The organism is Alsobacter sp. KACC 23698 (assembly GCF_045348435.1).
Classification (GTDB): domain Bacteria; phylum Pseudomonadota; class Alphaproteobacteria; order Rhizobiales; family Beijerinckiaceae; genus Alsobacter.
Window position 1 is genome coordinate 985,781 of sequence record NZ_CP157484.1, and the last position, 22,798, is coordinate 1,008,578.

Consider the following 22,798-nt stretch of genomic DNA (forward strand, 5'->3'; position numbering starts at 1 on the left):
CAGAATACATATTCCGAATTGACGCGCCATTCGAATTTTTGTTTCATCCCGCCCAGGTCGCCGGACCGAAACGCGCCGGCGCCATGCCGGGTTCGAGGGGGAGGACCATGACCGAATCGTCTCGGGCGCAGCGCCTTTCCGGCAAGATCGCCATCGTCACGGGGGCCACCCAGGGGCTTGGGGAGGCGATCGCGCGCCGCTTCGCCGCCGAGGGCGCAGCAGGCCTCGTCATCACCGGGCGCAATCGTGAGCGTGGCGAGCGCGTCGCCAGAAGCCTGACCGAATCCGGATCGCGCACCGTGTTCGTGGAGGCCGATCTCGCCGACCACGCCCAGACGGCCCGCATCGCGCCGGCGGCCGACGAGGCCTTCGGGCGCGTCGACGTCCTCGTCAACGCGGCGGGGGACACCGACAGGGGCACCATCTTCGATACGAGCCCGGAGCTCTACGACCGGCTCATGGCGGTGAACCTCAAGGCGCCGTTCTTCCTGATCCAGGACGCCGCCAGGCTGATGCGGCGCGACGGGATCGCGGGCGCGGTCGTCAACATCCAGTCGATGTCCGCCCATGGCGGTCAGCCCTTCATCTGCGCCTACAGCGTGTCCAAGGGCGCGCTCGCGACGCTGACCAAGAACGCCGCCTTCTCGCTGATGCCCTGGCGCATCCGCGTGAACGGCCTGAACATCGGCTGGATGTCGACGCCCGGCGAAGACGCGGTGATGCGCCGCCACCATGGCGCGCAGGACGGCTGGCTCGAAAAGGCCGCCGCCGGGCAGCCTTTCGGACGCCTCGTCGATCCGGCCGAGGTGGCGAGCGCGACGGCTTTCCTGGCCTCCGCCGAGTCCGGCCTGATGACGGGCGCCAATATCGACCTCGACCAATCCGTGCTCGGGTGCTGGGAATCGGCCCCGCAGCCCTCGCGGCCGGCATGAGAGCCGCCATGAGCGAGCCGACCCTCGACGTCATCACCATCGGCCGGTCGTCCGTCGATCTCTACGGCCAGCAGATCGGCGGCCGCCTCGAGGACATGGCGAATTTCGTGAAGGCCGTCGGCGGCAGCCCCACCAATATGGCGGTCGGGGTCGCGCGGCTCGGCCTCAAGCCCGGCCTGATCACCCGTGTGGGCGACGAGCATATGGGCCGCTTCATCCGCGAGCAGCTCCAGCGCGAGGGCGTCGACACCGCCGGCGTGCGCACCGATCCGGACCGGCTGACCGCGCTCGTCGTGCTGGGCGTGCGCGACGAGAAGAGCTTCCCGCTGATCTTCTACCGCACGGACTGCGCCGACGGCGCCCTCGACGAGAGCGACATCGACGAGGCCTATGTGGCGTCGGCCAGGGCCGTGGTCGTCACCGGCACGCACTTTTCCCGGGCCAACGCCAATGCGGCCCAACGCAAGGCCATGCGGCTGGCCCGTCGCCATGGTCGCCGGGTGGCGTTTGACATCGACTACCGGCCCAACCTCTGGGGCCTGGCCGGCCACGGCGCGGGCGAGGAGCGCTATATCGGCTCCGACCAGGTCACCCGCATGCTCCAGGATGTCCTGCCCGAGTGCGACCTGATCGTCGGCACCGAGGAGGAGCTGCACATCGCCGGCGGGACCACCGATACCCTCGCCGCGATCCGGGCGGTGCGGGCGCTTTCGTCCGCCGTCATCGTGTGCAAGCGCGGCCCCATGGGCTGCGTGGTGTTCGCCGGGGCCATCCCGGACGACATCGAGGATGGCGAGAAGGGCCCCGGCTTCCCGGTTGAGGTCTACAACGTGCTGGGCGCCGGAGACGGCTTCATGGCGGGCTTCCTGCGCGGCTGGCTGATGGACGAGCCGATCGCGACCTGCTGCGCCTGGGCGAACGCCTGCGGGGCTTTCGCGGTGTCGCGCCTGATGTGCGCTCCCGAGTATCCCACCTGGCGCGAGCTGCAGCATTTCCTCGCCCATGGCTCGCCGGAGCGGGCGCTGCGCAAGGACGGCGTCCTCAACGACATCCACTGGTCGACGACGCGCCGTCCGCAGCCTGACGCCCTGATGGCGCTGGCGATCGATCATCGGGCCCAGCTGGAGGAGATGGCCGACAAGGCAGGCGCCCCGCGCGAGCGGATCAGCGACTTCAAGGTCCTGGCCGTCCGGGCCGCCGCCCAGGTCGCGCGCGGCGAGGCCGGTTTCGGCATGCTGCTGGACGGCGGCTATGGCCGCGAGGCGCTGTTTCGCGCCGCCGATCACGGTTTCTGGATCGGTCGGCCGGTGGAGAAGCCGGGCTCGCGCCCGCTCGACCTCGAAGTCGAAGGCATGGCGTCCCTGGGCGCCCACCTGGCCGAATGGCCCGTCACGCACACCGCCAAGGTGCTGTGCTTCTATCACCCGGACGACCCCGGCGACATGAAGCGCCGCCAGGAGCGCGAGCTGCGCCGCGTCTTCGACGCCTGCCGCAGCGTCGGCCGCGAGCTGCTGGTGGAGATCATCGCGTCGAAGCATGGCGCGCTCGACAGCGGCTGCACCGCGGCCGTCATGCGCCGCCTGTACGAGATCGGGGTCAGGCCCGACTGGTGGAAGCTGGAGTCCCAGCCCGACGCCCAGGCCTGGGCGGCCATCTCGGGCGTCATCGACGCGAACGACCCGCTCTGCCGGGGGATCGTGCTGCTCGGGCTCGACGCGCCCGAAGCCGAGCTGACCCGCTCGTTCCGGCTCGCCGCATCCTGTCCGCGCGTCAAGGGCTTTGCGGTGGGACGCACCATCTTCGCCGAGCCGGCGAGGGGCTGGCTCGCGGGCGCTCTCGACGACGAGGCGGCTGTCGCCGCCATGGCGGGCAATTTCGGCCGGCTCGTGCAGGCGTGGCGGAGCGCGGCCCCGTGACGGCGCCGCGCCGCGTCGGCGATCCTGATCGTCGGACGACATCCCTGACACGCCGAAGGAGGCGTCCATGACCGCGACCATCCGGCTCACCATGGCGCAGGCGCTCGTGCGCGCGATGGCCGCCCAGACGGTGGAGATCGACGGCGCGACAACGTCCGTCTTCGCCGGGGTCTGGGCCATTTTCGGCCACGGCAACGTCGCGGGCCTCGGCGAGGCGCTCTATGGCGCGCGGGACAGCCTGCCGACCTTCCGGGCGCACAACGAACAGGCGATGGCGCACGCCGCGGTCGCCTTCGCCAAGGCCTCGCGCCGCCGCCGCATGATGGCGTGCGCCACGTCGATCGGGCCGGGGGCGACCAACATGGTGACGGCCGCCGCCGTCGCCCATGTCAACCGCCTGCCGGTGCTCCTTCTGCCCGGCGACGTCTTCGCCTCGCGCCGTCCCGACCCCGTGCTGCAGCAGATCGAATCCTTCTCTGACGCCACCGTCAGCGCCAATGACTGCTTACGCCCTGTGTCCCGCTACTTCGACCGCCTGACGCGGCCCGAGCAGCTGATCCCGGCCTTCGAGCGCGCCATGGCGGTGCTCACGGATCCGGCCGAGTGCGGCCCCGTCACCCTGGCGCTCTGCCAGGACGTGCAGACCGAGGCCTATGACTATCCGGCCAGCCTGTTCGAGGAGCGCGTCTGGACCAGCCGCCGCAGCCGACCCGACGCAAGCGAGCTGAGGTCGGCCGCCGCCTTGCTGGCCAAGGCCGAAAAGCCGTTGGTCATCGCGGGAGGCGGCGTGCTCTACAGCGAGGCGGAGGAGCGCCTGCGGGCCTTCTGCGAGGCGCGCGGCTATCCGGTGGTCGAGACGCAGGCCGGCAAGAGCTCGCTGCCGGACGATCACGCGCTCAATCTCGGCGCCGTGGGCGTCACCGGCACGGGCGCGGCCAACGCGCTGGCCGAGGAGGCCGACGTGATCCTGGCGGTCGGAACCCGGCTGCAGGATTTCACCACCGGCTCGTGGTCCCTGTTCCGGAACCCGGCGCGGCGCATCATCGGGCTGAACGCCCAGCCCTTCGACGCCGGCAAGCACCGCGCCCAGCCGCTCGTGGCGGACGCCCAGGCGGGGCTTGACGACCTCGACGTCGCGCTGGGCCGCGCCGGATCGCCTCCGGCCTGGCGCGAGCGCATCGCCGCCGAGAAGGCGGCGTGGGCGCCGACGGCGGCCCGCTACACGCAGGCCTCCAACGCGGATCTGCCGAGCGACGCCCAGGTGATCGGCGCGGTGCAGCGCACCTCGGAGCGCTCCGACGTCGTGGTCTGCGCCGCCGGCGGCCTCCCTGGCGAACTGCATAAGCTGTGGCGCGCGGGCGCGCCGGGCGGCTATCACATGGAATATGGCTACTCCTGCATGGGCTATGAGATCGCCGGCGGCCTCGGCGTCGCCATGGCGCTGCCCGACCGGCGCGTGACCGTGATGGTCGGCGACGGCTCCTACCTGATGATGAACTCCGAGATCGCCTCGGCCGTGATGCTGGGCGTCAGCTTCACCATCGTGATTCTCGACAACCGGGGTTTCGGCTGCATCAATCGGCTGCAGCGCGCGACGGGTGGCGCCTCCTTCAACAATCTCCTGGCGGACGCCCGCCATGAGCGCCTGCCCGCCATCGACTTCGTCGCGCACGCGGCCTCGCTTGGCGCCGCGGCCGAGAAGGTCGACGGCCTCTCCTCGCTGGAGGAGGCGCTCCGCCGCGCCCGCGGCCGCTCGGGCGTGAGCGCCATCGTGATCGATACCGACCCGCTCGCGTCCACGGATGCCGGCGGCCATTGGTGGGACGTAGCCGTTCCGGAAGTCTCGGACCGGGCCGAAGTCCGCGACGCGCGCGCCCGTTACGAAGAGGCCCTGCGCGACCAGCGCATCGGCGATTGACGACAGACCAGACCGGAGATTCCCATGCCCATCCGCCTCGGCGCGAACCCCATCGGCTGGTCCAACGACGACCTGCAGCACATCGGCGGCAAGACGCCCCTCGAGACCTGCCTCCGCGAAGCCAAGGAGGCCGGCTTCGAAGGCATGGAGCTCGGCCATAAGTTCCCGCGCGAGCCGGAAGCCCTCAAGGCTGCGCTGGCGCCCTTCGGCATGGCCTGCGTCTCGGGCTGGTATTCGGCCGAACTCCTGACCCGCGACGCTGACGCCGAGATGCGCAGCCTGCGTCCCCATCTCGACCTGCTGAAGGCGATGGGCTCGACCGTGCTCGTCTTCGCCGAGACGTCGAACGCCATCCATGGCGACCGGTCCAAGCCCTTGTCGGCCCGCCCCGTGATGGCGGCGGGAGCCTGGGCCAAGTTCGGCCGGCGTCTGACGGAGGTCGCGGACCGCACGCTCGCCGAGGGCGTGCGCGTGGTCTACCATCACCACATGGGCACCATCGTGGAGAGCGAAGCCGATATCGACGCCCTCATGACGGCCACCGGTCCCTCCGTGCACCTCCTGCTCGACACCGGCCACGCCACATGGGGCGGCGCCGACCCGGCGGCCCTCGCCCGCCGCTATAGGAGCCGCATCAGCCATGTTCACGCCAAGGACGTGCGCCGCCCCGTGATGGAGAAAGCGCGCGCGCAGGGTTGGAGCTTCCTCGACGCCGTCCTCGGAGAGGGGGCCGAGCTCGGCGTCTACACGGTCCCGGGCGACGGCATGGTCGACTATGTGTCGGTCTTCCGCGAACTTCTCGGCTATTCCGGCTGGGTGGTCGTCGAAGCCGAGCAGGATCCCGAGAAGGCCAATCCGCTCGAATACGCCAAGCGGGGCGTCGCCCATCTCAGGGCCGCCCTCGCCGAGGCCGGCCTGAGCTAGGCTTCGCCGCCGCACCAGACTGGAGCGCCGCCATGTCCCACCTTCTTGTCAGGCCGTCTCTCCCGGACGCGCAAGGCGCGGTGCATCGCATCACGCCGGCCAGCGCCGGCTGGCGCTATGTCGGCTTTGAGGTCTATCGGCTGCCCGCCGGAGCCCGGATCGCCAAGGACACCTTGGGCGAGGAAGCCTGCCTGGTGATGGTGTCCGGTAAGGCGAGGGTCGGCTCCGGGGGCAAGGACTTCGGAGTGATCGGCGGCCGAGCGAGCCCGTTCGAGGGCGCCCCCTGGTCCCTCTATGCGCCAGCAGGGTCGTCCTGGTCGGCCGAGGCCGAGAACGACTGCGAGATCGCGGTCTGCTCCGCGCCGGCCAAGGGTCTTCTGCAGGCCCGCGTCATCGCGCCCGACGAGGTCGGCCGGGAGACCCGTGGAACCGGGACCAATGTCAGGCATGTCCGCAACATCCTGCCCGACACCTCGCCCCACGCCGAGAGCCTGCTGGTCGTGGAGGTGATCACGCCAGGCGGCCACTGGTCGAGCTACCCGCCCCACAAGCACGACACGGACGACGTCCCGCGCGAGACCTACCTGGAAGAGACCTATTATCACCGCCTCGCCCAGCCGACCGCTTTCGCGCTGCAGCGCGTCTACACCGACGACCGCTCCCTCGACGAGACCATGGCGGTGTCGGACGGCGACGTCGTCCTCGTGCCGCGAGGATATCACCCCGTGGGCGCCCCCCATGGCGTGGACCTCTATTACCTCAACGTGATGGCGGGCCCCGTCCGACAGTGGAGGTTCACGATGTCGCCCGATATGGCCTTCCTCACGTGGTGAGCACGGACGAAACCCGCCTGCGCGAGGAGATCTGCCGCGTCGGCGCCAGCCTCTACGCGCGCGGCTACACGGTGGGCTCCGCCGGCAACATCTCGGCGCGCCTTCCGGACGGTTATCTGATCACCCCGACGGACGCCTGCCTCGGCTTCCTCGATCCCGCGCGCCTCGCCAGGTTGGGACCGGACGGGACGCAGCTCTCCGGCGACCGGGCCTCCAAGACCATCCTGCTGCACCGGGCCGTCTACGCCGCGGACCCGACGCTGGGCGGCGTGGTCCACACCCATTCGACGCATCTCGTCGCGCTGTCGCTGACGCCCGGCGTGGACCCCGCCAACCTGGTCCCGCCGCTGACCCCGTATCACGTCATGAAGGCCGGGCGGATCCCGCTGATCCCCTATCGGCGGCCGGGCGACCCGGACGTCGTCGGGCTCGTGACGCCCCATGTGGCGACCTGCCGGGGCGTGATGCTGTCGCGCATCGGGCCGACCTTCTGGCACGAGACGGTGGCCGGCGCCTCGGCCGCCCTGGAGGAGGCGGAGGAGACGGCCAGGCTCGTCTTCCTCACCCGCGGCGCCTGCCAGGCGCCTCTGGACGAAAGCCAGATCCAGGATCTGCGCGCCGCTTTCGCGGCGAAATGGTGAGGGCTTCCCTTTCCGCCCGGGCGGGACGAAGCTGCAACGCCTGCGGCCGGAGAAACGGACCATGCTGCTCGGAGTGATCGCCGACGACCTGACGGGAGCGACCGACGTCGCCCTGATGCTGGCGCGGGAAGGCATGAAGGTGGTCCAGACCGTGGGCGTTCCCGCCTCGGCGGAGACCCTGCCCGAAGCCGACGCGGTTGTGGTGTCGATGAAGTCGCGCACCAACCCGGCGGCCGAGGCCGTCGAATGGTCGCTCGCCGCCTGCGACGCGCTGGTCGGCGCGGGGGCGCGGCAGATCCTCTTCAAATATTGCTCGACCTTCGATTCGACCGACCAGGGCAATATCGGCCCGGTCGCCGAGGCTCTGATGCGGCGCCTCGACGTGCGCTGGACGGTGGCGTGCCCGGCTTTCCCGGCCAATGGACGCTCGGTCTACCAGGGGCATCTCTTCGTCGGCGCGCAGCTTCTGTCCGACAGCCCCATGAAGGATCATCCGCTCACCCCCATGCGGGACTCCAACCTGGTGCGCGTGCTGCAGCGCCAGACGTCGGTCAAGGTGGGCCTCGTCCCCGTGCAGGTGGTGGAGCAAGGCGCGGCGGCGACGCGCGCCGCCTTCGAGGCGCTGGGCCAGGATGGCCCGTGCATCGCCATCGGCGACGCCATCACCGACGCGCATCTGCGCGTCCTGGGCGAAGCATTCGCGGGGCAACCGCTCCTGACGGGAGGGTCGGGCATCGCGCTGGGGCTGCCCGACAATTTTCGCCGCGCCGGCCTGCTGGACCCCAGGGGCGAGGCGCGCCCGTTCCATGCGCCGGCGGGGCGCGAGGCCGTGCTGGCCGGAAGCTGCTCGGCCGCCACCCGCGGCCAGGTCGCGGCGGCGATCGAGGCCGGCATGGAGGCCTTTGCGCTCGACCCGGTCGCCATCGCGGAAGGCCGCATGACGGCCGACGACGTGCTGGGCTGGGCCGGGGCCCGCCTGGGCCGCGGGCCCGTCCTGGTCTACTCCACCGCTGAACCCGAGGCGGTGGCCAAGGCCCAGAGCCAGCTCGGCCGCGACGTCGCAAGCGCTCTGGTGGAGCGGCTGCTCGGCGAGGTCGCCCAGGGCCTGGCGGCCGCTGGCGTCACCCGGATGGTCGTGGCCGGAGGCGAGACCTCCGGCGCGGTCGTGGGCGCGCTCGGCGTCTCCATGCTGGAGATCGGCCCGGAGATCGATCCCGGCGTGCCGTGGACCCTGGCCGCCGACGGCGGCCGCATGGCGCTTGCGCTCAAATCCGGCAATTTCGGCGGCCGCGACTTCTTCCGCAAGGCCCTGGCCATGCTGGGCTGATCGCTCGCCGCGCGAGCGCGAAGATGCGGCGGGCTTCCCGGACCCGCCGCAGAGGCTTCACGAAGCGTGGTGGCTGGGCTGCAGGCCGTAGACCGGCGTCGGGATGCCCTCCATCCGGGCCTTCAACTGCAAGGCGAGAAACTGCGAGTAGTGGCGCGACTGGTGCAGGTTGCCGCCGTGCATCCACAGCGCCTCCTGCTGGGTCGGCTTCCACATGTTGCGCTGCTCGCCCTCCCACGGGCCTGGATCCTTGGGCGTGTCGGAGCCCAAGCCCCAGACCTTGCCGACCTTGTCGGCCATCGCCTGGCCGCACAGGTCCGCCACCCAGCCATTCATGGAGCCATAGCCGGTGGCGTAGACGATGACGTCCGCCGGGATCTCCTCGCCCGTGTCGAGCCTGACCCCATGCTCGGTGATCTCCTCCACCTGGCCCGACTTCAGCTTGATCTTACCGTCGATGATGAGCTGCGAGGCGCCGATATCGATGTAGTAGCCGGAGCCGCGCCGCAGATACTTCATGAACAGGCCCGAGCCGTCCGCGCCCCAGTCCAGCTTGAAGCCGGCTTTCTCCAGGTCGCGGTAGAAGTCCGCGTCCATCTCCTTGATCTTCTCGTAGACCGGGATCTGGAACGTGTGGAGGATGCGGTAGGGCAGGGAGGCGAAGATCAGGTCCGCCTTCGCGGTCGTCATTCCGCCCTGGACGGCGCGCTCGGAGTAGAGATCGCCCAGCCCCACCTCCATCAACGAGTCCGACTTGACGATGTGCGTCGAAGACCGCTGCACCATCGTGACGTCGACGCCCGCCTCGTAGAGGGCCGCGCAGATGTCATGGGCGGAGTTGTTGGAGCCGATCACCACCACCTTCTTGCCGACATAGCCGTCGGGGCCCGGATGGCGTGACGAGTGGTGCTGCTCGCCCTTGAAGCGCTCCATCCCCTTGAACCGGGGCATGTTGGCCTTGCCCGACATGCCCGTCGCGAAGACGAGCTGCTTGGGCCGCAGCGTGATCTCCTGGCCGCCGCGTTCGACGACGACGGACCATTCCTTTTTAGCGCCGTCCCACGTGGCGCTCTTGGCCGTGGCGCTGGTCCAGTAGTTCAGCTCCATGATCTTGGTGTACATCTCGAGCCAGTCGCCGATCTTGTCCTTCGGCGAGAACACCGGCCAGGTCTTCGGGAAGTCGAGATAGGGCAGGTGATCGTACCAGACGGGATCGTGCAGGCAGAGCGACTTGTAGCGCTTGCGCCAGCTGTCGCCGGCCCGCTCGTTCTTCTCCACGATGATGGTGGGCACGCCCAGCTGCCGCAGCCGCGCGCCGAGCGCGATGCCGCCCTGGCCCCCGCCGACGATCACCACATAAGGCTGCCGGGTGAAGCCCAGCGTCGCCGCCTCGTCCTCCCGCTCCTCCTTCCAGCTCTTGGCGCCCGGATTGACCCCGTGCTTGGCCCCGAGCGGCCGGGTGAAGCCCGCCTTCTCCTCGTGCCCCTTCAGCTCCACCATGGTGGTCAGCAACGTCCAGATCAGGCCGTCCTTGAGGCGCACCAGGCCATAGCCGCGGGCGACGCCGGTCTCGAAGGCGATCCAGGCCTCCAGCATGCCGCCATTCTCGGTGGCGGGCTCGTTGTCGGCCACGCGCCAGCCGGACGGCTTCGTCCCGGCCAGGCAGGCCGCCAGCATGTCGCGGACCTGGTCTCGGCCCTCGAGCGTCTTGATGTTCCAGGTGAATGCGACGAGGTCGCGCCAGTAGCATTCCGGCGCGAAGAAGCTGACGGCCTTGTCGATGTCCCCGGCTTGCAGAGCCTCGTCGAAGCGGGACAGGATCGCGTTCACGCGCGCCGTAGGCGTCGTGTCGAGCATGACGTTTCCCCCTTGTCAGGGCCGCGCTTAATCGTTGCGGCTCCGGACGGAGAACTATGCCTCCTTCGAGGGAACGCGCCTAGCCGCGTTTTGCGTGTGCTGGGTTGAGCTGACCGCGTCCGTCAGAACGTCTTCGCCCCGCGCACCAGCACGTAATAGGCGTAGAGCGAGGTGGTGCCGCAGATATAGAGGCGGTTGCGCCGGAGCGCGCCGAAGCAGACATTGGCGACGATCTCCGGGACGTTGATCCGCGCGATCATGGACCCGTCCGGATCGTAGACATGCACGCCGTCAGCGGCCGACGTCCAGATCCGCCCGTCCTCGTCGCATCGGAAGCCGTCGAACATGCCGTTCGTGCAGGTGGCGAAGATCTCGCCGCCCTTGAGGCTGCGCCCGTCCTGGACGTCGAAGACGCGGATGTGCCGGGGTCCGTTCTCAAAATGGCTCGCGCCGGTGTCGGCGATGTAGAGCTTCGATTCGTCCGGCGAGAAGGCGAGCCCGTTCGGGCGCTTGAAGGCGTCGGCCACGATGTCCACGGCCCCGCTGTCCGGGTCGATCCGGTAGACGTGGCAAGCCCCGATCTCGCTCTCCGCCCGGGCGCCCTCATAGTCCCAGTCGATGCCGTAGGCCGGGTCGGTGAACCAGATCGAGCCGTCGGACTTCACCACCACGTCGTTGGGCGAATTCAGGCGCTTGCCCTGCCAGCGGTCGGCCAGCACCGTGACGGTCCCATCGAACTCCGTGCGCGTCACGCGCCGGCCCAGATGCTCGCAGGACACGAGCCGGCCCTGGCGGTCGACCGTATGGCCGTTGGTGTTGTTGGACGGCTCGCGGAAGACAGAGACGCTCCCATCCGTCTCGTCGTAGCGCATCATCCTGTTGTTGGGGATGTCGGACCAGACCAGGTAGCGACCGGCGGGGAAATAGGCCGGCCCCTCGGCCCAACGGCACCCGTCGTAAAGCCGCTCCAGCTTGGCGGTCTTGTTGAACAGGCCCTTGGCGCGCGGGTCCAGGACCTCGTAGGGCGGATCGATGATGGGCTTGGGCATGTCAGGTCTCCCGATGCGGCTCGTTGTCCAGCCTCTGATGCAGATCGATTCGTCAGACGGAGGCGGTCAGTCCGCCGTCCACCATCAACATGTGGCCGCTGACGAAGTCGGAGGCCGACGACGACAGGAAGATCGCGGCGCCGATGAGCTCTTCCAGCTTGCCCCACCGTCCCGCGGGCGTGCGGCCGCACAGCCAGGCGCTGAATTCCGGGTTGTTGACGAGCGCGGCGTTGAGAGGCGTGTCGAAATAGCCCGGGCCGATGGCGTTGACCTGGATGTTGTGCTTGGCCCACTCGGCGGCGAGCCCCCGCGTCATCATCTTCACCGCGCCCTTGGTGGCCGTGTAGGGCACGATCGTCGGCCGGCCGAGCTCGCTCTGCACCGAGCCGATATTGACGATCTTGCCGCTGCGCCGCTGGATCATGCGCCGCCCGACCGAGCGGGACACGAAGAACGCGCTGTCCACATTGGTGCGGAAGATGTCGCGCCAGGCCTCGTCGGGAAAGTCCTCGGCGGGCCCGCGATGCTGCTTTCCGGCGTTGTTGATGAGGATGTCGAGAGGCCCCACCTCGGTCTCGATCCTCGCCACTGCGTCTTCGATGGCTTTCGGATCGGTCACGTCGAAAACGCTCGCCGAGACGTTGAGGCCCTCCCTCGCCAAGTGCTCGACGCCCTCGGCGAGCTTGGCGGCGTCCCGGCCGTTCAGCACCACGCGCGCGCCTGCGCGCGCCAGGCCTCCCGCCAGCGCGTAGCCGATTCCCTGGCTCGATCCCGTCACGAGGGCGAGGCGTCCGGTGAGATCGAAGAGTGACAGAGACATGGGGCGCTCCGGCGCGGGATGGGGAATGGCCGAGACGTTCGGCGTCAGCCGCACCGTATGGGCGAAGCGCAAGCCGGGCAACGGGGCCCATGGCGGCCGCCGCCCGCGTTCCCCTCGACGCCGTCGCCGTCCTGCGTCTAGCATGGACGCGCGCGGCCTCGGCTTGGGGACCGGCGGGAGTGGATGCAGATGCTGTTCGATCGAAGGCTTTTCCTGGCCGGCTCACTGGCCTCGATGGTCGCCGCCGGCGCCCTGGGCGGCGCGCCCGTCGCGTTCGCGGCGGCCCGCAAGGACGTCATCGTCGGGATCCGCCTGGAGCCGCCCCATCTCGATCCGACCGCCGGGGCCGCCGCCGCGATCGGCGAGGTCGTTTACGCCAACCTGTTCGAGGGCCTGACGCGGATCGACCGGAACGGCGCCGTCAAGCCGGCGCTGGCGGAGAGCTGGACGATTTCCGAGGACGGCAAGACCTACGTCTTCAAGCTGCGCGCCGGGGCGGCGTTCCACGACGGGTCGCCCTTCGACGCCGGCGTGGTGAAGTTCAATCTCGACCGCGCCCGCGCGCCCGACAGCGTCAATCCCCAGAAGACGCTCTTTTCCGCCATCGAGGCCGTCGACGTCGTCGACCCCGCCACCGTGAAGGTGAGCCTGAAGCAGCCGACAGGCGGCTTCCTGTTCGGCCTCGGCTGGCCGGCGGCCGTCATGCTGTCGCCCGCCACCGCGGCGGACGCCAAGACCAAGCCCGTGGGCACCGGCCCTTTCCGGTTCGTCGGCTGGGCCAAGGGATCCAGCGTCGAACTGGCCCGCGCCGACAAGCACTGGGGCGCGCCCGTCAAGCTCGACAAGATCGTGTTCAAGGTGATCGGGGATTCGTCGGCCTCCTTCGCGGCCCTGATGGCCGGCGACATCGACGCGTTCCCGATCTATCCGGCGCCCGAAAACCTGGATCAGTTCCGCGCCGATCCGCGCTTCAAGGTCGTGGTCGGGAACACCGAGGGCAAGACCATCCTGGCGCTGAACAACGGCCGCAAGCCGTTCGACGACATCCGCGTGCGCCGGGCGCTGTCGCACGCGATCGATCGCAAAACCGTCATCGACGGCGCCATGTTCGGCATCGGCAAGCCGATCGGCTCGCATTTCGCCCCGCAGGACCCGGGCTATGTGGACCTCACCGGCAAGTACCCGCACGACGTGGCTAAGGCCAAGGCGCTGCTGAAGGAAGCCGGCGTGGCGGAAGGGACCAAGCTCAGGCTCGTGCTGCCGCCTCCCGACTATGCAAGGCGCGGGGGCCAGATCATCGCGTCCCAGCTCAAGGCCGTCGGCCTCGAGGTCGAGATCGTCCCCATGGAGTGGGCCCAGTGGCTCTCCGACGTCTTCAAGGGCAAGAACTACGACATGACGATCATCTCGCATGTCGAGCCTCTGGACCTCGATATCTACGCGCGCGACGATTATTACTTCGACTACAAGAGCCCCGCCTACAAGGCGATCTATGCGGAGCTGGCCGCGACCGCCGACCAGGGCAAGCGCGTCGAGCTCTACAAGAAGGCGCAGGAGCAGATCGCCGAGGACGCCGTCAACGTGTTCCTGTTCCTGCTGCCCAAGAGCGGCGTGTGGAGCGCCGACCTGCAGGGGCTCTGGGAGAACGCCCCCATCCCGGCCAATGACCTCACCGAGGTGAGCTGGAAGGGGTGAAAGCGGGCCTCGCGGGAGGGCGTTGACCCATGGCGGCCTTTGCGCTGCGCCGGCTTCTCGCCCTTCTCGCGACGCTCGCGGCGGCGACGCTGATCGTCTTCACCGTCATGGAGGTGCTGCCCGGCGATCCCGCCCAGGTGATGCTCGGCACCGAGGCGCGGCCCGACACGCTGGCGGCGCTGCGCGACAAGCTCGGCCTGAACCAGCCGGCGCCGGAACGCTACGTGGCGTGGGTCGCCGGCCTGCTCCGCGGCGATTTCGGCGTCAGCTACACCTATTCCACGCCGGTCTCCGAACTCCTGGCCGAGCGCCTGCTGGTCAGCCTGCCGCTCGCGCTCCTGGCTCTCGCCCTCGCGACGGCGATCGCCATCCCGCTGGGCGCGTGGGCGGCGGCGAACCGCAACGGCGCGGCCGATCTTAGCGTCATGACGGCCACCCAGGTCGGCGTCGCGACGCCGAACTTCTGGTTCGCCATGCTGCTGGTGCTGCTCTTCAGCATCACGCTGCGCTGGCTGCCGGCCGGCGGCTTTCCGGGCTGGTCCGCCGGGCCGTGGCCCGGCCTGAGGGCGCTCATCCTGCCGGCCGTCGCGCTCGCGCTGCCGCAGGCGTCGATCCTGGCGCGCGTCATGCGCTCGTCTCTGCTCGACACACTGGGCGAGGACTATGTCCGCAGCGCCCGGGCCAAGGGCCTGTCGGAGGGGCAGGCGCTGCGCCGGCACGCGTTGCGCAACGCGCTCATCCCGGTCCTCACCATCATGGGCCTGCAGTTCTCCTTCCTGCTGGCCGGGACGATCATCATCGAGAACGTGTTCTACCTGCCGGGCCTCGGGCGCCTGGTGTTCCAGGCCATCAACCAGCGCGATCTCGTGGTGGTGAAGAGCGTGGTCGTGGTCCTCGTGGCCAGCGTCATCGTCGTGAACTTCGCCGTGGACATGGCCTATGCGGTCGTGGACCCTCGGCTGAGGAGGCGCGCGTGAGCGCCGCCCTGGAGCGCGCGCCCTCCGGCTGGGCGGGCCGGGCCGTCCGGCACCGCAGCTTCCTGGCGGGGGCCGCCATCGCCGGCGCGGTCGCCGCCGTCGCGGCCGTCTCGCTGGTCTGGACGCCGTGGGATCCGGCCGCGCTGGACATTCCGAACAAGCTCAGGGCGCCCTCCGCCGATCATTGGTTCGGGACGGACCAGTTCGGCCGCGACACTCTGTCGATGATCATGCGCGGCGCCGTCACCTCGATGGCGGTCTCGGTCGTGGCGGTCGGGATCGGGGCCGGGATCGGGACGCCGCTCGGCCTGCTGGCCGCCCAGCAAAGAGGCGCGGCGGACCAGGCCATCATGCGGGCCAACGACTTCATCTTCGCCTTTCCGGCCCTGCTCATCGCCATCATGCTGCGCGAACTGTTCGGCCCGGGCGCGGTCAACGCCATGGTCGCCATCGGCATCTTCAACATTCCCGTCTTCGCCCGCGTCGCCTACGGGGCCGCGCTGCCCATCTGGACGCGCGACTTCATCCTGGCGGCGCGCGTCGCCGGCAAGGGCGCGGCCCGGATCACCGCCGAGCACGTGCTGCCCAACATCGCGAGCCTGATCATCGTCCAGGCGACCATTCAGCTCTCGCTTGGCGTGCTGGCCGAAGCCGCGCTGTCCTATGTGGGTCTCGGCGTGCAGCCTCCGGCTCCGAGCTGGGGGCGAATGCTGAACGAAGCGCAGACCCTGATGGCTCTGGCGCCGCGCCTTGCGCTCATTCCCGGCCTCGCCATCATCGTCACCGTGCTCGGCCTCAACCTGCTCGGGGACGGGCTGCGCGACGTGCTGGACCCCCGCCTCGCCAGGGAGCGCTGAGTGGCGGTCCTCGACATCGCGGGGCTCGACCTGACGATCCACGGCGCGCCGATCCTGAAGGGGATCTCGCTCGCGGTCGGCGAAGGGGAGGTGCTCGGGCTTGTGGGCGAGTCCGGCTCCGGCAAGAGCCTGACGGCGCTCAGCGTCATGCGGCTCCTGCCGCGCGGCGCCAAGGCGGCGGGCTCGATCCTGTTCGACGGGGCCGACATCCTCGCGCGGAGCGAACGCGAGATGCGCGGCCTGCGCGGCCGCCAGATCGGTATGGTGTTCCAGGAGCCGATGACCGCCCTGAACCCCCTGAAGACCATCGGCGAGCAGGCCGCGGAAGGCTTCCGGCTGCATCTGGGGCTCAGCCGGCGCGAGGCCGCCGCCAGGGCCGAGCGCATCCTGGAGCGCGTCGGGCTCCCGGCCGCCGAGGTCCCGCCCGACCGCTATCCGCACGAGCTTTCGGGCGGGCAGCGCCAGCGCGTGGTCATCGCCATGGCGGTGGCGCTCTCGCCCCGGCTGGTGATCGCCGATGAGCCGACGACGGCCCTCGACGTCACCACCCAGGCGCAGATCCTGGCCCTGCTGCGCGAACTCGTGGCCGAGAACCGGTCGAGCCTGCTCCTGATCACGCATGACCTCGCGGTGATCGGGGCCATGGCGGACAGGGTGGCCGTCATGCAGCGCGGCGCCGTCGTCGAGGCCGGGCCGGCCGCCGGCTTTTTTGGCGCGATGCGGCATCCCTATTCCCGGGCGCTGCTGGCCGCCTCGCGCCACGTTCCCCGACGGACAACGCCTCCGGCCGCGCCGGAGCCGCTGCTCCAGGTCGAGGGGCTCGTGCGCGACTACGTGACGCCGCGCGGCAACCCGTTCCGCGCAGCCCCCCGCAAGCGGGCGGTGGACGGCGTCAGCTTCGCCATCGGCCGGGGGGAAAGCGTCGGACTGGTGGGGGAATCCGGCTCCGGAAAGTCCACCGTCGCCCGTGCGACCCTGGCGCTCGAGGCCCCCCAGGGGGGCGCGATCCGGCTCGGCGGCCGCGACGTCGCCGCCCTCTCCGGGGAGGAGCTCCGCTTCTTCCGGCGTCGGGTGCAGATGGTCTTCCAGGACCCGTACGGCTCGTTCGATCCCCGCCACAAGGCCGGGCGCATCGTGGCCGAGCCGCTCCGGCTCATGGGCGAGGTGAGCGACCGGGCGGGGCGCATCGCCCAAGCGCTGCGCGAGGTGGGCCTCGATCCGTCCGACGCGGACAAATATCCGCACGAATTTTCGGGCGGCCAGCGCCAGCGCCTCGCCATCGCCCGCGCGCTGATCACGCGTCCCGACCTGATCGTGCTCGACGAACCCGTTTCGGCGCTGGACGTGACGATCCGCGCCCAGGTCCTCGACCTTCTCGCCGACCTTCAGTCGCGGCTGGGGCTGGCCTATCTATTCATCTCGCATGACCTTGCGGTCGTGCGCGCCATCACCGACCGTGTGCTGGTGATGTGGCGGGGGAGGGTGGTCGAGCAGGGCCCCACCGGGCAGGTGCTGGACGACCCCCGGCATTCCTATACCCAGGAGCTCGTGGCCGCCTCGCTGCATCTGGCCGACGCCATGGGGCGGCGCGGCGCGGGAGGCCACGACGGCCAGAGACGCGAGACATGACCCGTGCGGTGACCACCATCGGCTTCGACGCCGACGACACGCTCTGGCACAACGAGCGCTTCTACCGGCTCACGGAAGAGCGCTTCGCCGCGCTGCTCGCCGAGCACGCCGATCCGGGCGACGTGTCGCGCCGGCTTCTCGACGCCGAGAAGCGCAATCTCGGGATCTACGGGTTCGGCATCAAGGGCTTCACGCTGTCGATGATCGAGACCGCCGTCGAGATCACCGAGAGCCGCGTTCCGGCCAGCGTCATCGGCCAGATCCTGGCCGTCGGGCGCGACATGCTGGCCCATCCGGTCGAGACCCTCCCGCATGTGCGCGAGACGCTGGAGGCGCTCGCCGGGCGCTACCGGATGGTGATGATCACGAAGGGCGACCTCTTCGACCAGGAGCGCAAGCTCGCGGCGTCCGGGCTCGGCGAACTCTTCGACGCCGTCGAGATCGTCAGCGACAAGAACGCGGCCACCTATGAGCGCATCTTCGCCCGCCATGGCGACGGCCCGGCCCTGAGCCTGATGGTCGGCAACTCGATCCGGTCCGACATCCTTCCCGCGCTGGCGGCCGGCGCCTGGGCGGTGCATGCGCCGCACGACCTGACATGGGACTACGAACTCGCCGCCGCCCCCGTGGCGCATCCGCGGTTCCGCGAGATCGCGCATCTGGGAGAGCTGCCGGCGATCCTCGACGCCCTGGAGGCGCCTACGCCCTCGGAGAGCTGAGCGTCTCCCACCCGGCCAGGGCCTCATAGGCGCGGGCGGCCCGCAGCACGAGCGCGTCGGAGCCGAACGGGCCGACGATCTGCAGACCCGCCGGAAGTCCCGCGGCGGTCAGGCCGCACGGGACGGACGCCGCCGGCTGCTGGCTGATGTTGAACGGATAGGTGTAGGGCGTCCACGCGGTCCAGTCCTCGCCGAAGCGGCCGTCCGCCGGGGTGAGCCGCCCGACCTCGAAGGCTTCCGTCGCCAGCGTCGGCGTCAGCAGCAGGTCGTAGCGCTGGTGGAACTCCGCCATGCGCGCCGCCACGGCGTTGCGCTGGTTCAGGAAGGCGTCCACATAGGCGGTGGCCGAGAGCCGCTCGCCACGCCGTGCGGCCTCGACGAGGCCCGGATCCATGCGCGCTCGCTCCTCGGGGCCGAACGGCTGCAGCGCCAGCGCCGCGCCCGCGGTCCACAGCGTGATGAGCGTCTCGAGGGTGTCCGGGATGCCGGGGTCGACCTCCTCCACCACGGCGCCGAGCTCCTCGAAGCGGCGCGCCGCCGCCGCCGAGAGGCGCTCGATCTCCGCGTCCAGCGTCCTGACGTGGCCGAGCCGCGGCGACCAGGCGATCCGCAGCCCGCGCACCCCGTCGGCCAGCCCGATGCGGTAGTCGGGCGGCGGGGTGGTCATGGCCGTCATGTCGCGGCTGTCGGGCCGCCCGATCACCGACAGCGCCAGGGCGGCGTCCTCGACCGTGCGGGTGAGCGGGCCGACATGGGCCAGGAAGCCCATCGTCGAGATCGGCCGGGCCGGCACCCGGCCATAGCTCGCCTTGATGCCGAACACGCCCGTGAAGGCGGCCGGGATGCGGATCGATCCGGCTCCGTCCGTCCCGATATGGATGCAGCCGATGTTCAGCGCCGCGCAGGCCGCCGCGCCGGAGGACGAGCCGCCGGGCGTGCGGTCGAGCTTCCAGGGATTGCGCGTGATCCCGGTCAGGGGAGAATCGCCCAGACCCTTCCAGCCGAATTCCGGCATGCAGGTCTTGCCCAGGAACACCGCGCCCGCCTCCCGCAGCCGGGCCACCGCGGGCGCATCCTCCTCGGCCGGCGCCTTGGACGTCACGGCCGAACCCTTGAACCAGGTCCAGCCCTTCACGGCGATGTTGTCCTTGACGGTGGTCGGCACCCCGTCCACCGGCCCGCAAGGCTCGCCCTTGGCCCAGCGCGCCTCCGAGGCGCGGGCCATCGCCAGCGCGTCGTCCTCGTCTCCCCCGCAGAACGCGTTGACGGCGGGCTCGTGCTTCGCCTTGCGGGCGAGCGCGTCCCGCGCCGCCTCGACGGGAGACAAGGTGCGCCTGCGGTAATGGCGCAGCAGTTCGACGGCGGTCAGGTCGGCGATGTCGGTCACGGGGCGGCGCTCCAGGAAAGCGCCATCGAAGCGGAAGCCGCCCCGCCATGCAATCGCCGATGCGGGTCCCGCGCAGCCTCGCTAGGCGCCGAGGTCGAGCCTGAACTTGGCGAAGCCGTCCGGGGCGTCGCCCGCCGCGGTGGCCCGAAGGTCCTTCGGCAGCTCCTTGGCGGCCCGCGGCGAGGTCACGAAGGTCACGTTCACGGGCGCGGCGATAGGCGCGAAGCGCCAGTTCCGGTCGGCCACGGGGTCGATCGCCTTCTTCTCCACGATGTAGCGCACGATGACGTCGCGGTTGGTGTCGGGCGCGTCGATCACCACGGTCTTGCCGTCCGCTCCGGGGAAGTTGCCGCCGCCGCCCGCCCGGTAATTGTTGGTGGCGACGACGAACTCCTGCCGCTCGTCGATCGGCTCGCCCTTGAACCGCAGGTCGAGGATGCGGTGCGCCTCCGGGGCGACGACCTTGCCGTTGTTGTCGTAGCGCGACGGCTGGGTGACGTCGATCTGGTAGGTCACGCCGTCGATGACGTCGAAATTGTAGGTCGGAAACGCCTCGTCGATCAGCGGCTGCTCGTCCGTGACGGCGGGGTCGATGCGCCGGAACATGCCGGCCGAGCGCTCCAGCCACTCGCGGACCTGCGCGCCGGTCACCTTCACGGCCCGCACCGTGTTGGGATAGAGGTAGATGTCGGCGACGTCCTTGATGGCGATCGGGCCGGCCTTCACGTCGGTGTAGTATTCCGGCCCGCCGCGCCCGCCGCATTTGAACGGCGCCGCCGCCGACAGGATCGGCAGGCCCTTCAGCGACGGGATGGTCGACGCGAGCTTCGTCACGTACCAGAGCTGCGCCTGCGAGACGACCTGCACCGAGGGGTCGTCCGCCACCAGGGAGAAGAAGGAGTTGATCGGATTCTTCAGCTCGCCCACCGGCTGGCGGACATAGGCCAGGGTGGCGTCGTGCTCCGCCTTGACGGCCGCCGCGACGGCGCCGTCCGCCTCGGCCCGGGAGACGATCTGGCGGTCCTTGCGCTCGTAGATCGGCCGGGCCTCGGTCTTGAAGTCCTTGACCTTCCAGCCCTCGGCGGTCTTGTCGAGCGTGAGGTCGACCACGCCCAGATGGCTGCCCCAGAACCCCGCCATCACGGCCGGAACGCCGTTCAGCGTTCCGCGCTCGACATCGACGCCGGGGATCCCGCCGAAGTCCTTCCCGCCCGGGAACACCTTGTGCTGGTGCCCGGTGAAGATCACGTCGATGCCCGGCACGGCCGACAGATGCAGCGCGGCGTTCTCCTCGCCGCCCCGGCGCTCGCCGCCCTCGATGCCCGAATGGCACAGCGCGACCAGCACGTCGCACTGGCGCCGCAACTCCGGCACGTGCTTACGCGCGGCGTCGACGATGTCGATGGTCTGCACCTTACCGGCGAGATTGGCCTCGTCCCACTGCATGATCTGCGGCGGCACGAAGCCGATGACGCCGATGCGCAGGCGCTGCCGGACCCCGGCTTCGTCCTCCACGTCGCGGTCGATGACCAGCGTCGGGCGCACCAGATGCGCGCCGTCGGCCTTCAACAGGTTGGCGCACACGACCGGGAAGGACGCGCCGGCGAGCGAGAAGCCCAGGAAGCTGAGGCCGTAGTTGAACTCGTGGTTGCCCAGCGTCCCGCAGGCGTAGTCGAGCCCGTTCATGGCCGCCACCATCGGGTGGACGTCGCCGGCCTTCATGCCCTTCCGGTAAGCCATGTAGTCGCCCATGGGGCTGCCCTGCAGCAGGTCGCCATTGTCGAACAGGACGCTGTTCTTGGCCTCCGCGCGCGCCGCCTTGACCAGCGTCGCCGTCTTGGCGAGGCCCACCATGTCGTCCGGCTTGTCCCGGTAGTAGTCGTAGGGCAGCACGTTGACGTGCAGGTCCGTGGTCCCCAGCAGCCTCAGCCTGACCCGGGACGATCCCGCCTGCGCGGGACCGGCGGCCATCGCCCCCGCGGCGAGGGCGGCGCCGGCGCCCAGCACGACCTGACGCCGCGAGACATCCTGCGCCGCAGAGGGTCCAGCGTTCGCGGTCGGGGTCGTAGAGGACGTCATCTTGAGCTCCGGATGGCATTCGGACTGGCGGCAGGATCGGCGTAGCCTATGCCCGCCGCTCGTGGCGGAGAAGTGACGATCTCACGGCGCAACGGGGCGCCGCCCGCTCCGGGCTCGACAGGCGGCGAAAACGGGATCAGGACGGAGACGAAGGAGCCGCGACCATGTCCCATTCCAGTCCCAGCCGCGCCTGGGTGGCCCACGCCATCGAGCTCATCGAGGCGGACTTCACCCGCTCGGCCGACACCCATCTCCTGCGGGCGCCGCTGCCGGGCGTGTCGGGCGTGGCGCTCTACCTCAAGGACGAGTCGACCCATCCGACGGGCAGCCTCAAGCACCGCCTCGCCCGCTCTCTGTTCCTCTACGCTCTGTGCAACGGCTGGATCGGGCCCGACACCCCCGTGATCGAGGCCTCCAGCGGGTCGACCGCAGTGTCGGAAGCCTATTTCGCCAGGATGCTCGGGCTGCGCTTCATCGCCGTGATGCCGCGCACGACCTCGCCCGAAAAGGTGGAGCAGATCGCCTTCTATGGCGGCGAAAGCCACTTCGTCGACAGCTCCGGCGAGATGTACGAGGCGAGCGCAAGGCTCGCGGCCGATCTCGGCGGCCACTACATGGACCAGTTCACCTTCGCCGAGCGCGCCACCGACTGGCGCGGCAACAACAACATCGCCGAGTCCATCTTCGGCCAGATGAGCCGCGAGCAGCACCCGATCCCGGCCTGGATCGTGGTGGGCGCAGGCACCGGCGGCACCTCCGCGACGCTGGGGCGGTACATCCGCTACCGCCGCCTGCCCACCCGGCTGTGCCTCGCCGATCCCGAGGCGTCGGTCTTCCACCGCCACCTCGCCGACCGAAGCGTCTGCACGGCGTCGGGCCCGCCCTCCTGCATCGAGGGGATCGGGCGGCCGCGCTGCGAGCCGTCCTTCATGCCGGACTTGATCGACAAGGCCTTCGCCGTGCCGGATCCGGCGAGCATCGCGGCCGCACGCGTGCTGTCGCGCCGGATCGGCCGGTCCTGCGGCGGCTCGACGGGCACGAATATCTGGGCTGCGGCCCATCTGGCCGCCGCCATGGAGGCGCGGGGCGAGACGGGCTCCATCGTCACGCTGCTGTGCGACAGCGGTGAGCGCTACCGCAGCACCTGCCTGAACGACGCCTGGCTCGCGGCCCGCGGCATCGAGCTGGCGCCCTGGGAGGCCAGGATCGAGCGCTTCTTCGAGACCGGCGAAATTTGA

At 70.1% G+C, this 22,798-nt stretch carries 18 protein-coding genes; 13 read left to right on the plus strand and 5 right to left on the minus strand.

All coding sequences use genetic code 11. The annotated features are described in order from the left end of the window. The first annotated feature begins 107 nt into the window (after positions 1 to 107). The 7 genes from ABEG18_RS04515 to otnK all read left to right on the plus strand — a co-directional run bounded on the left by ABEG18_RS04515 (position 108) and on the right by otnK (position 8,491). Positions 108 to 932 (plus strand): SDR family oxidoreductase, encoded by an 825-nt coding sequence (locus tag ABEG18_RS04515; protein ID WP_406856903.1) that lies wholly within the window; start codon positions 108 to 110, stop codon positions 930 to 932. An 8-nt stretch (positions 933 to 940) separates the two neighbouring features. Further along, complete coding sequence (gene iolC, locus ABEG18_RS04520; protein WP_406856904.1) at positions 941 to 2,848, plus strand: 5-dehydro-2-deoxygluconokinase; 1,908 nt, start codon at positions 941 to 943, stop codon at positions 2,846 to 2,848. Between the two features lie 67 nt (positions 2,849 to 2,915). Then, positions 2,916 to 4,766 (plus strand): 3D-(3,5/4)-trihydroxycyclohexane-1,2-dione acylhydrolase (decyclizing), encoded by a 1,851-nt coding sequence (gene iolD / locus ABEG18_RS04525; protein ID WP_406856905.1) that lies wholly within the window; start codon positions 2,916 to 2,918, stop codon positions 4,764 to 4,766. A gap of 24 nt (positions 4,767 to 4,790) precedes the next feature. Next, positions 4,791 to 5,690: a myo-inosose-2 dehydratase gene (gene iolE / locus ABEG18_RS04530; RefSeq protein ID WP_406856906.1), complete on the plus strand. Its 900-nt coding sequence runs from the start codon at positions 4,791 to 4,793 to the stop codon at positions 5,688 to 5,690. A gap of 32 nt (positions 5,691 to 5,722) precedes the next feature. Beyond that, positions 5,723 to 6,523, plus strand: a complete 801-nt coding sequence (gene iolB, locus ABEG18_RS04535; protein WP_406856907.1) for a 5-deoxy-glucuronate isomerase — start codon at positions 5,723 to 5,725, stop codon at positions 6,521 to 6,523. Further along, the gene (locus tag ABEG18_RS04540; protein ID WP_406856908.1) at positions 6,520 to 7,164 is read left to right on the plus strand and encodes an aldolase; all 645 of its coding nucleotides are present in this window, start codon (positions 6,520 to 6,522) and stop codon (positions 7,162 to 7,164) included. Before iolB ends, ABEG18_RS04540 begins: the two co-directional genes overlap by 4 nt. Before the next feature lie 61 nt (positions 7,165 to 7,225). Further along, the gene (gene otnK / locus ABEG18_RS04545) at positions 7,226 to 8,491 is read left to right on the plus strand and encodes a 3-oxo-tetronate kinase (RefSeq protein ID WP_406856909.1); all 1,266 of its coding nucleotides are present in this window, start codon (positions 7,226 to 7,228) and stop codon (positions 8,489 to 8,491) included. Between the two features lie 57 nt (positions 8,492 to 8,548). Here otnK and ABEG18_RS04550 read toward each other — a convergent pair whose 3' ends face one another. The 3 genes from ABEG18_RS04550 to ABEG18_RS04560 form a co-directional block, all read right to left on the minus strand. After that, the gene (locus ABEG18_RS04550; RefSeq protein WP_406856910.1) at positions 8,549 to 10,348 is read right to left on the minus strand and encodes an NAD(P)/FAD-dependent oxidoreductase; all 1,800 of its coding nucleotides are present in this window, start codon (positions 10,346 to 10,348) and stop codon (positions 8,549 to 8,551) included. Positions 10,349 to 10,470: 122 nt separating this feature from the next. Then, on the minus strand, positions 10,471 to 11,397 hold the full coding sequence (locus tag ABEG18_RS04555; protein ID WP_406856911.1) for an SMP-30/gluconolactonase/LRE family protein: 927 nt from the start codon (positions 11,395 to 11,397) through the stop codon (positions 10,471 to 10,473). 52 nt (positions 11,398 to 11,449) lie between these two features. Further along, positions 11,450 to 12,217 carry an SDR family oxidoreductase gene (locus ABEG18_RS04560; protein ID WP_406856912.1) on the minus strand — a complete coding sequence of 256 codons (768 nt, stop codon included), beginning with the start codon at positions 12,215 to 12,217 and terminating at the stop codon, positions 11,450 to 11,452. 189 nt (positions 12,218 to 12,406) lie between these two features. On the opposite strand from ABEG18_RS04560, the gene ABEG18_RS04565 reads away from it, so the two are divergent. From ABEG18_RS04565 to ABEG18_RS04585, 5 genes are read left to right on the plus strand one after another with little or no spacing between them, the layout of a single operon-like run. Beyond that, a complete protein-coding gene (locus ABEG18_RS04565; RefSeq protein WP_406856913.1) occupies positions 12,407 to 13,912 on the plus strand; it encodes an ABC transporter substrate-binding protein in 1,506 nt (501 codons plus the stop codon). A 29-nt stretch (positions 13,913 to 13,941) separates the two neighbouring features. Then, the gene (locus tag ABEG18_RS04570) at positions 13,942 to 14,889 is read left to right on the plus strand and encodes an ABC transporter permease (protein WP_406856914.1); all 948 of its coding nucleotides are present in this window, start codon (positions 13,942 to 13,944) and stop codon (positions 14,887 to 14,889) included. After that, positions 14,886 to 15,746 carry an ABC transporter permease gene (locus ABEG18_RS04575; RefSeq protein ID WP_406856915.1) on the plus strand — a complete coding sequence of 287 codons (861 nt, stop codon included), beginning with the start codon at positions 14,886 to 14,888 and terminating at the stop codon, positions 15,744 to 15,746. The genes ABEG18_RS04570 and ABEG18_RS04575 overlap by 4 nt, the downstream gene beginning before the upstream one ends. Further along, a complete protein-coding gene (locus ABEG18_RS04580) occupies positions 15,747 to 17,375 on the plus strand; it encodes an ABC transporter ATP-binding protein (protein WP_406856916.1) in 1,629 nt (542 codons plus the stop codon). Further along, positions 17,372 to 18,094 (plus strand): HAD family hydrolase, encoded by a 723-nt coding sequence (locus tag ABEG18_RS04585; protein ID WP_406856917.1) that lies wholly within the window; start codon positions 17,372 to 17,374, stop codon positions 18,092 to 18,094. The genes ABEG18_RS04580 and ABEG18_RS04585 overlap by 4 nt, the downstream gene beginning before the upstream one ends. Here the strand turns inward: ABEG18_RS04585 and ABEG18_RS04590 are convergent. Beyond that, positions 18,075 to 19,481: an amidase gene (locus ABEG18_RS04590; RefSeq protein ID WP_406856918.1), complete on the minus strand. Its 1,407-nt coding sequence runs from the start codon at positions 19,479 to 19,481 to the stop codon at positions 18,075 to 18,077. The two genes, ABEG18_RS04585 and ABEG18_RS04590, sit on opposite strands and share 20 nt — an antisense overlap. An 81-nt stretch (positions 19,482 to 19,562) precedes the next feature. Next, a complete protein-coding gene (locus ABEG18_RS04595; RefSeq protein WP_406856919.1) occupies positions 19,563 to 21,560 on the minus strand; it encodes a bifunctional 2',3'-cyclic-nucleotide 2'-phosphodiesterase/3'-nucleotidase in 1,998 nt (665 codons plus the stop codon). A 164-nt stretch (positions 21,561 to 21,724) separates the two neighbouring features. On the opposite strand from ABEG18_RS04595, the gene ABEG18_RS04600 reads away from it, so the two are divergent. Continuing rightward, positions 21,725 to 22,798 (plus strand): PLP-dependent cysteine synthase family protein, encoded by a 1,074-nt coding sequence (locus tag ABEG18_RS04600; RefSeq protein WP_406856920.1) that lies wholly within the window; start codon positions 21,725 to 21,727, stop codon positions 22,796 to 22,798.

Coding starts and splice junctions, on each gene's coding strand:
- ABEG18_RS04600 (WP_406856920.1), top strand. CDS start 21,725: ATGTCCCATTCCAGTCCCAGCCGCGCCTGGGTGGCCCACGCCATCGAG.
- iolE (WP_406856906.1), top strand. CDS start 4,791: ATGCCCATCCGCCTCGGCGCGAACCCCATCGGCTGGTCCAACGACGAC.
- iolD (WP_406856905.1), top strand. CDS start 2,916: ATGACCGCGACCATCCGGCTCACCATGGCGCAGGCGCTCGTGCGCGCG.
- iolB (WP_406856907.1), top strand. CDS start 5,723: ATGTCCCACCTTCTTGTCAGGCCGTCTCTCCCGGACGCGCAAGGCGCG.
- ABEG18_RS04570 (WP_406856914.1), top strand. CDS start 13,942: ATGGCGGCCTTTGCGCTGCGCCGGCTTCTCGCCCTTCTCGCGACGCTC.
- ABEG18_RS04565 (WP_406856913.1), top strand. CDS start 12,407: ATGCTGTTCGATCGAAGGCTTTTCCTGGCCGGCTCACTGGCCTCGATG.
- otnK (WP_406856909.1), top strand. CDS start 7,226: ATGCTGCTCGGAGTGATCGCCGACGACCTGACGGGAGCGACCGACGTC.
- ABEG18_RS04555 (WP_406856911.1), bottom strand. CDS start 11,397: ATGCCCAAGCCCATCATCGATCCGCCCTACGAGGTCCTGGACCCGCGC.
- ABEG18_RS04550 (WP_406856910.1), bottom strand. CDS start 10,348: ATGCTCGACACGACGCCTACGGCGCGCGTGAACGCGATCCTGTCCCGC.
- ABEG18_RS04595 (WP_406856919.1), bottom strand. CDS start 21,560: ATGACGTCCTCTACGACCCCGACCGCGAACGCTGGACCCTCTGCGGCG.
- ABEG18_RS04560 (WP_406856912.1), bottom strand. CDS start 12,217: ATGTCTCTGTCACTCTTCGATCTCACCGGACGCCTCGCCCTCGTGACG.
- ABEG18_RS04585 (WP_406856917.1), top strand. CDS start 17,372: ATGACCCGTGCGGTGACCACCATCGGCTTCGACGCCGACGACACGCTC.
- iolC (WP_406856904.1), top strand. CDS start 941: ATGAGCGAGCCGACCCTCGACGTCATCACCATCGGCCGGTCGTCCGTC.
- ABEG18_RS04515 (WP_406856903.1), top strand. CDS start 108: ATGACCGAATCGTCTCGGGCGCAGCGCCTTTCCGGCAAGATCGCCATC.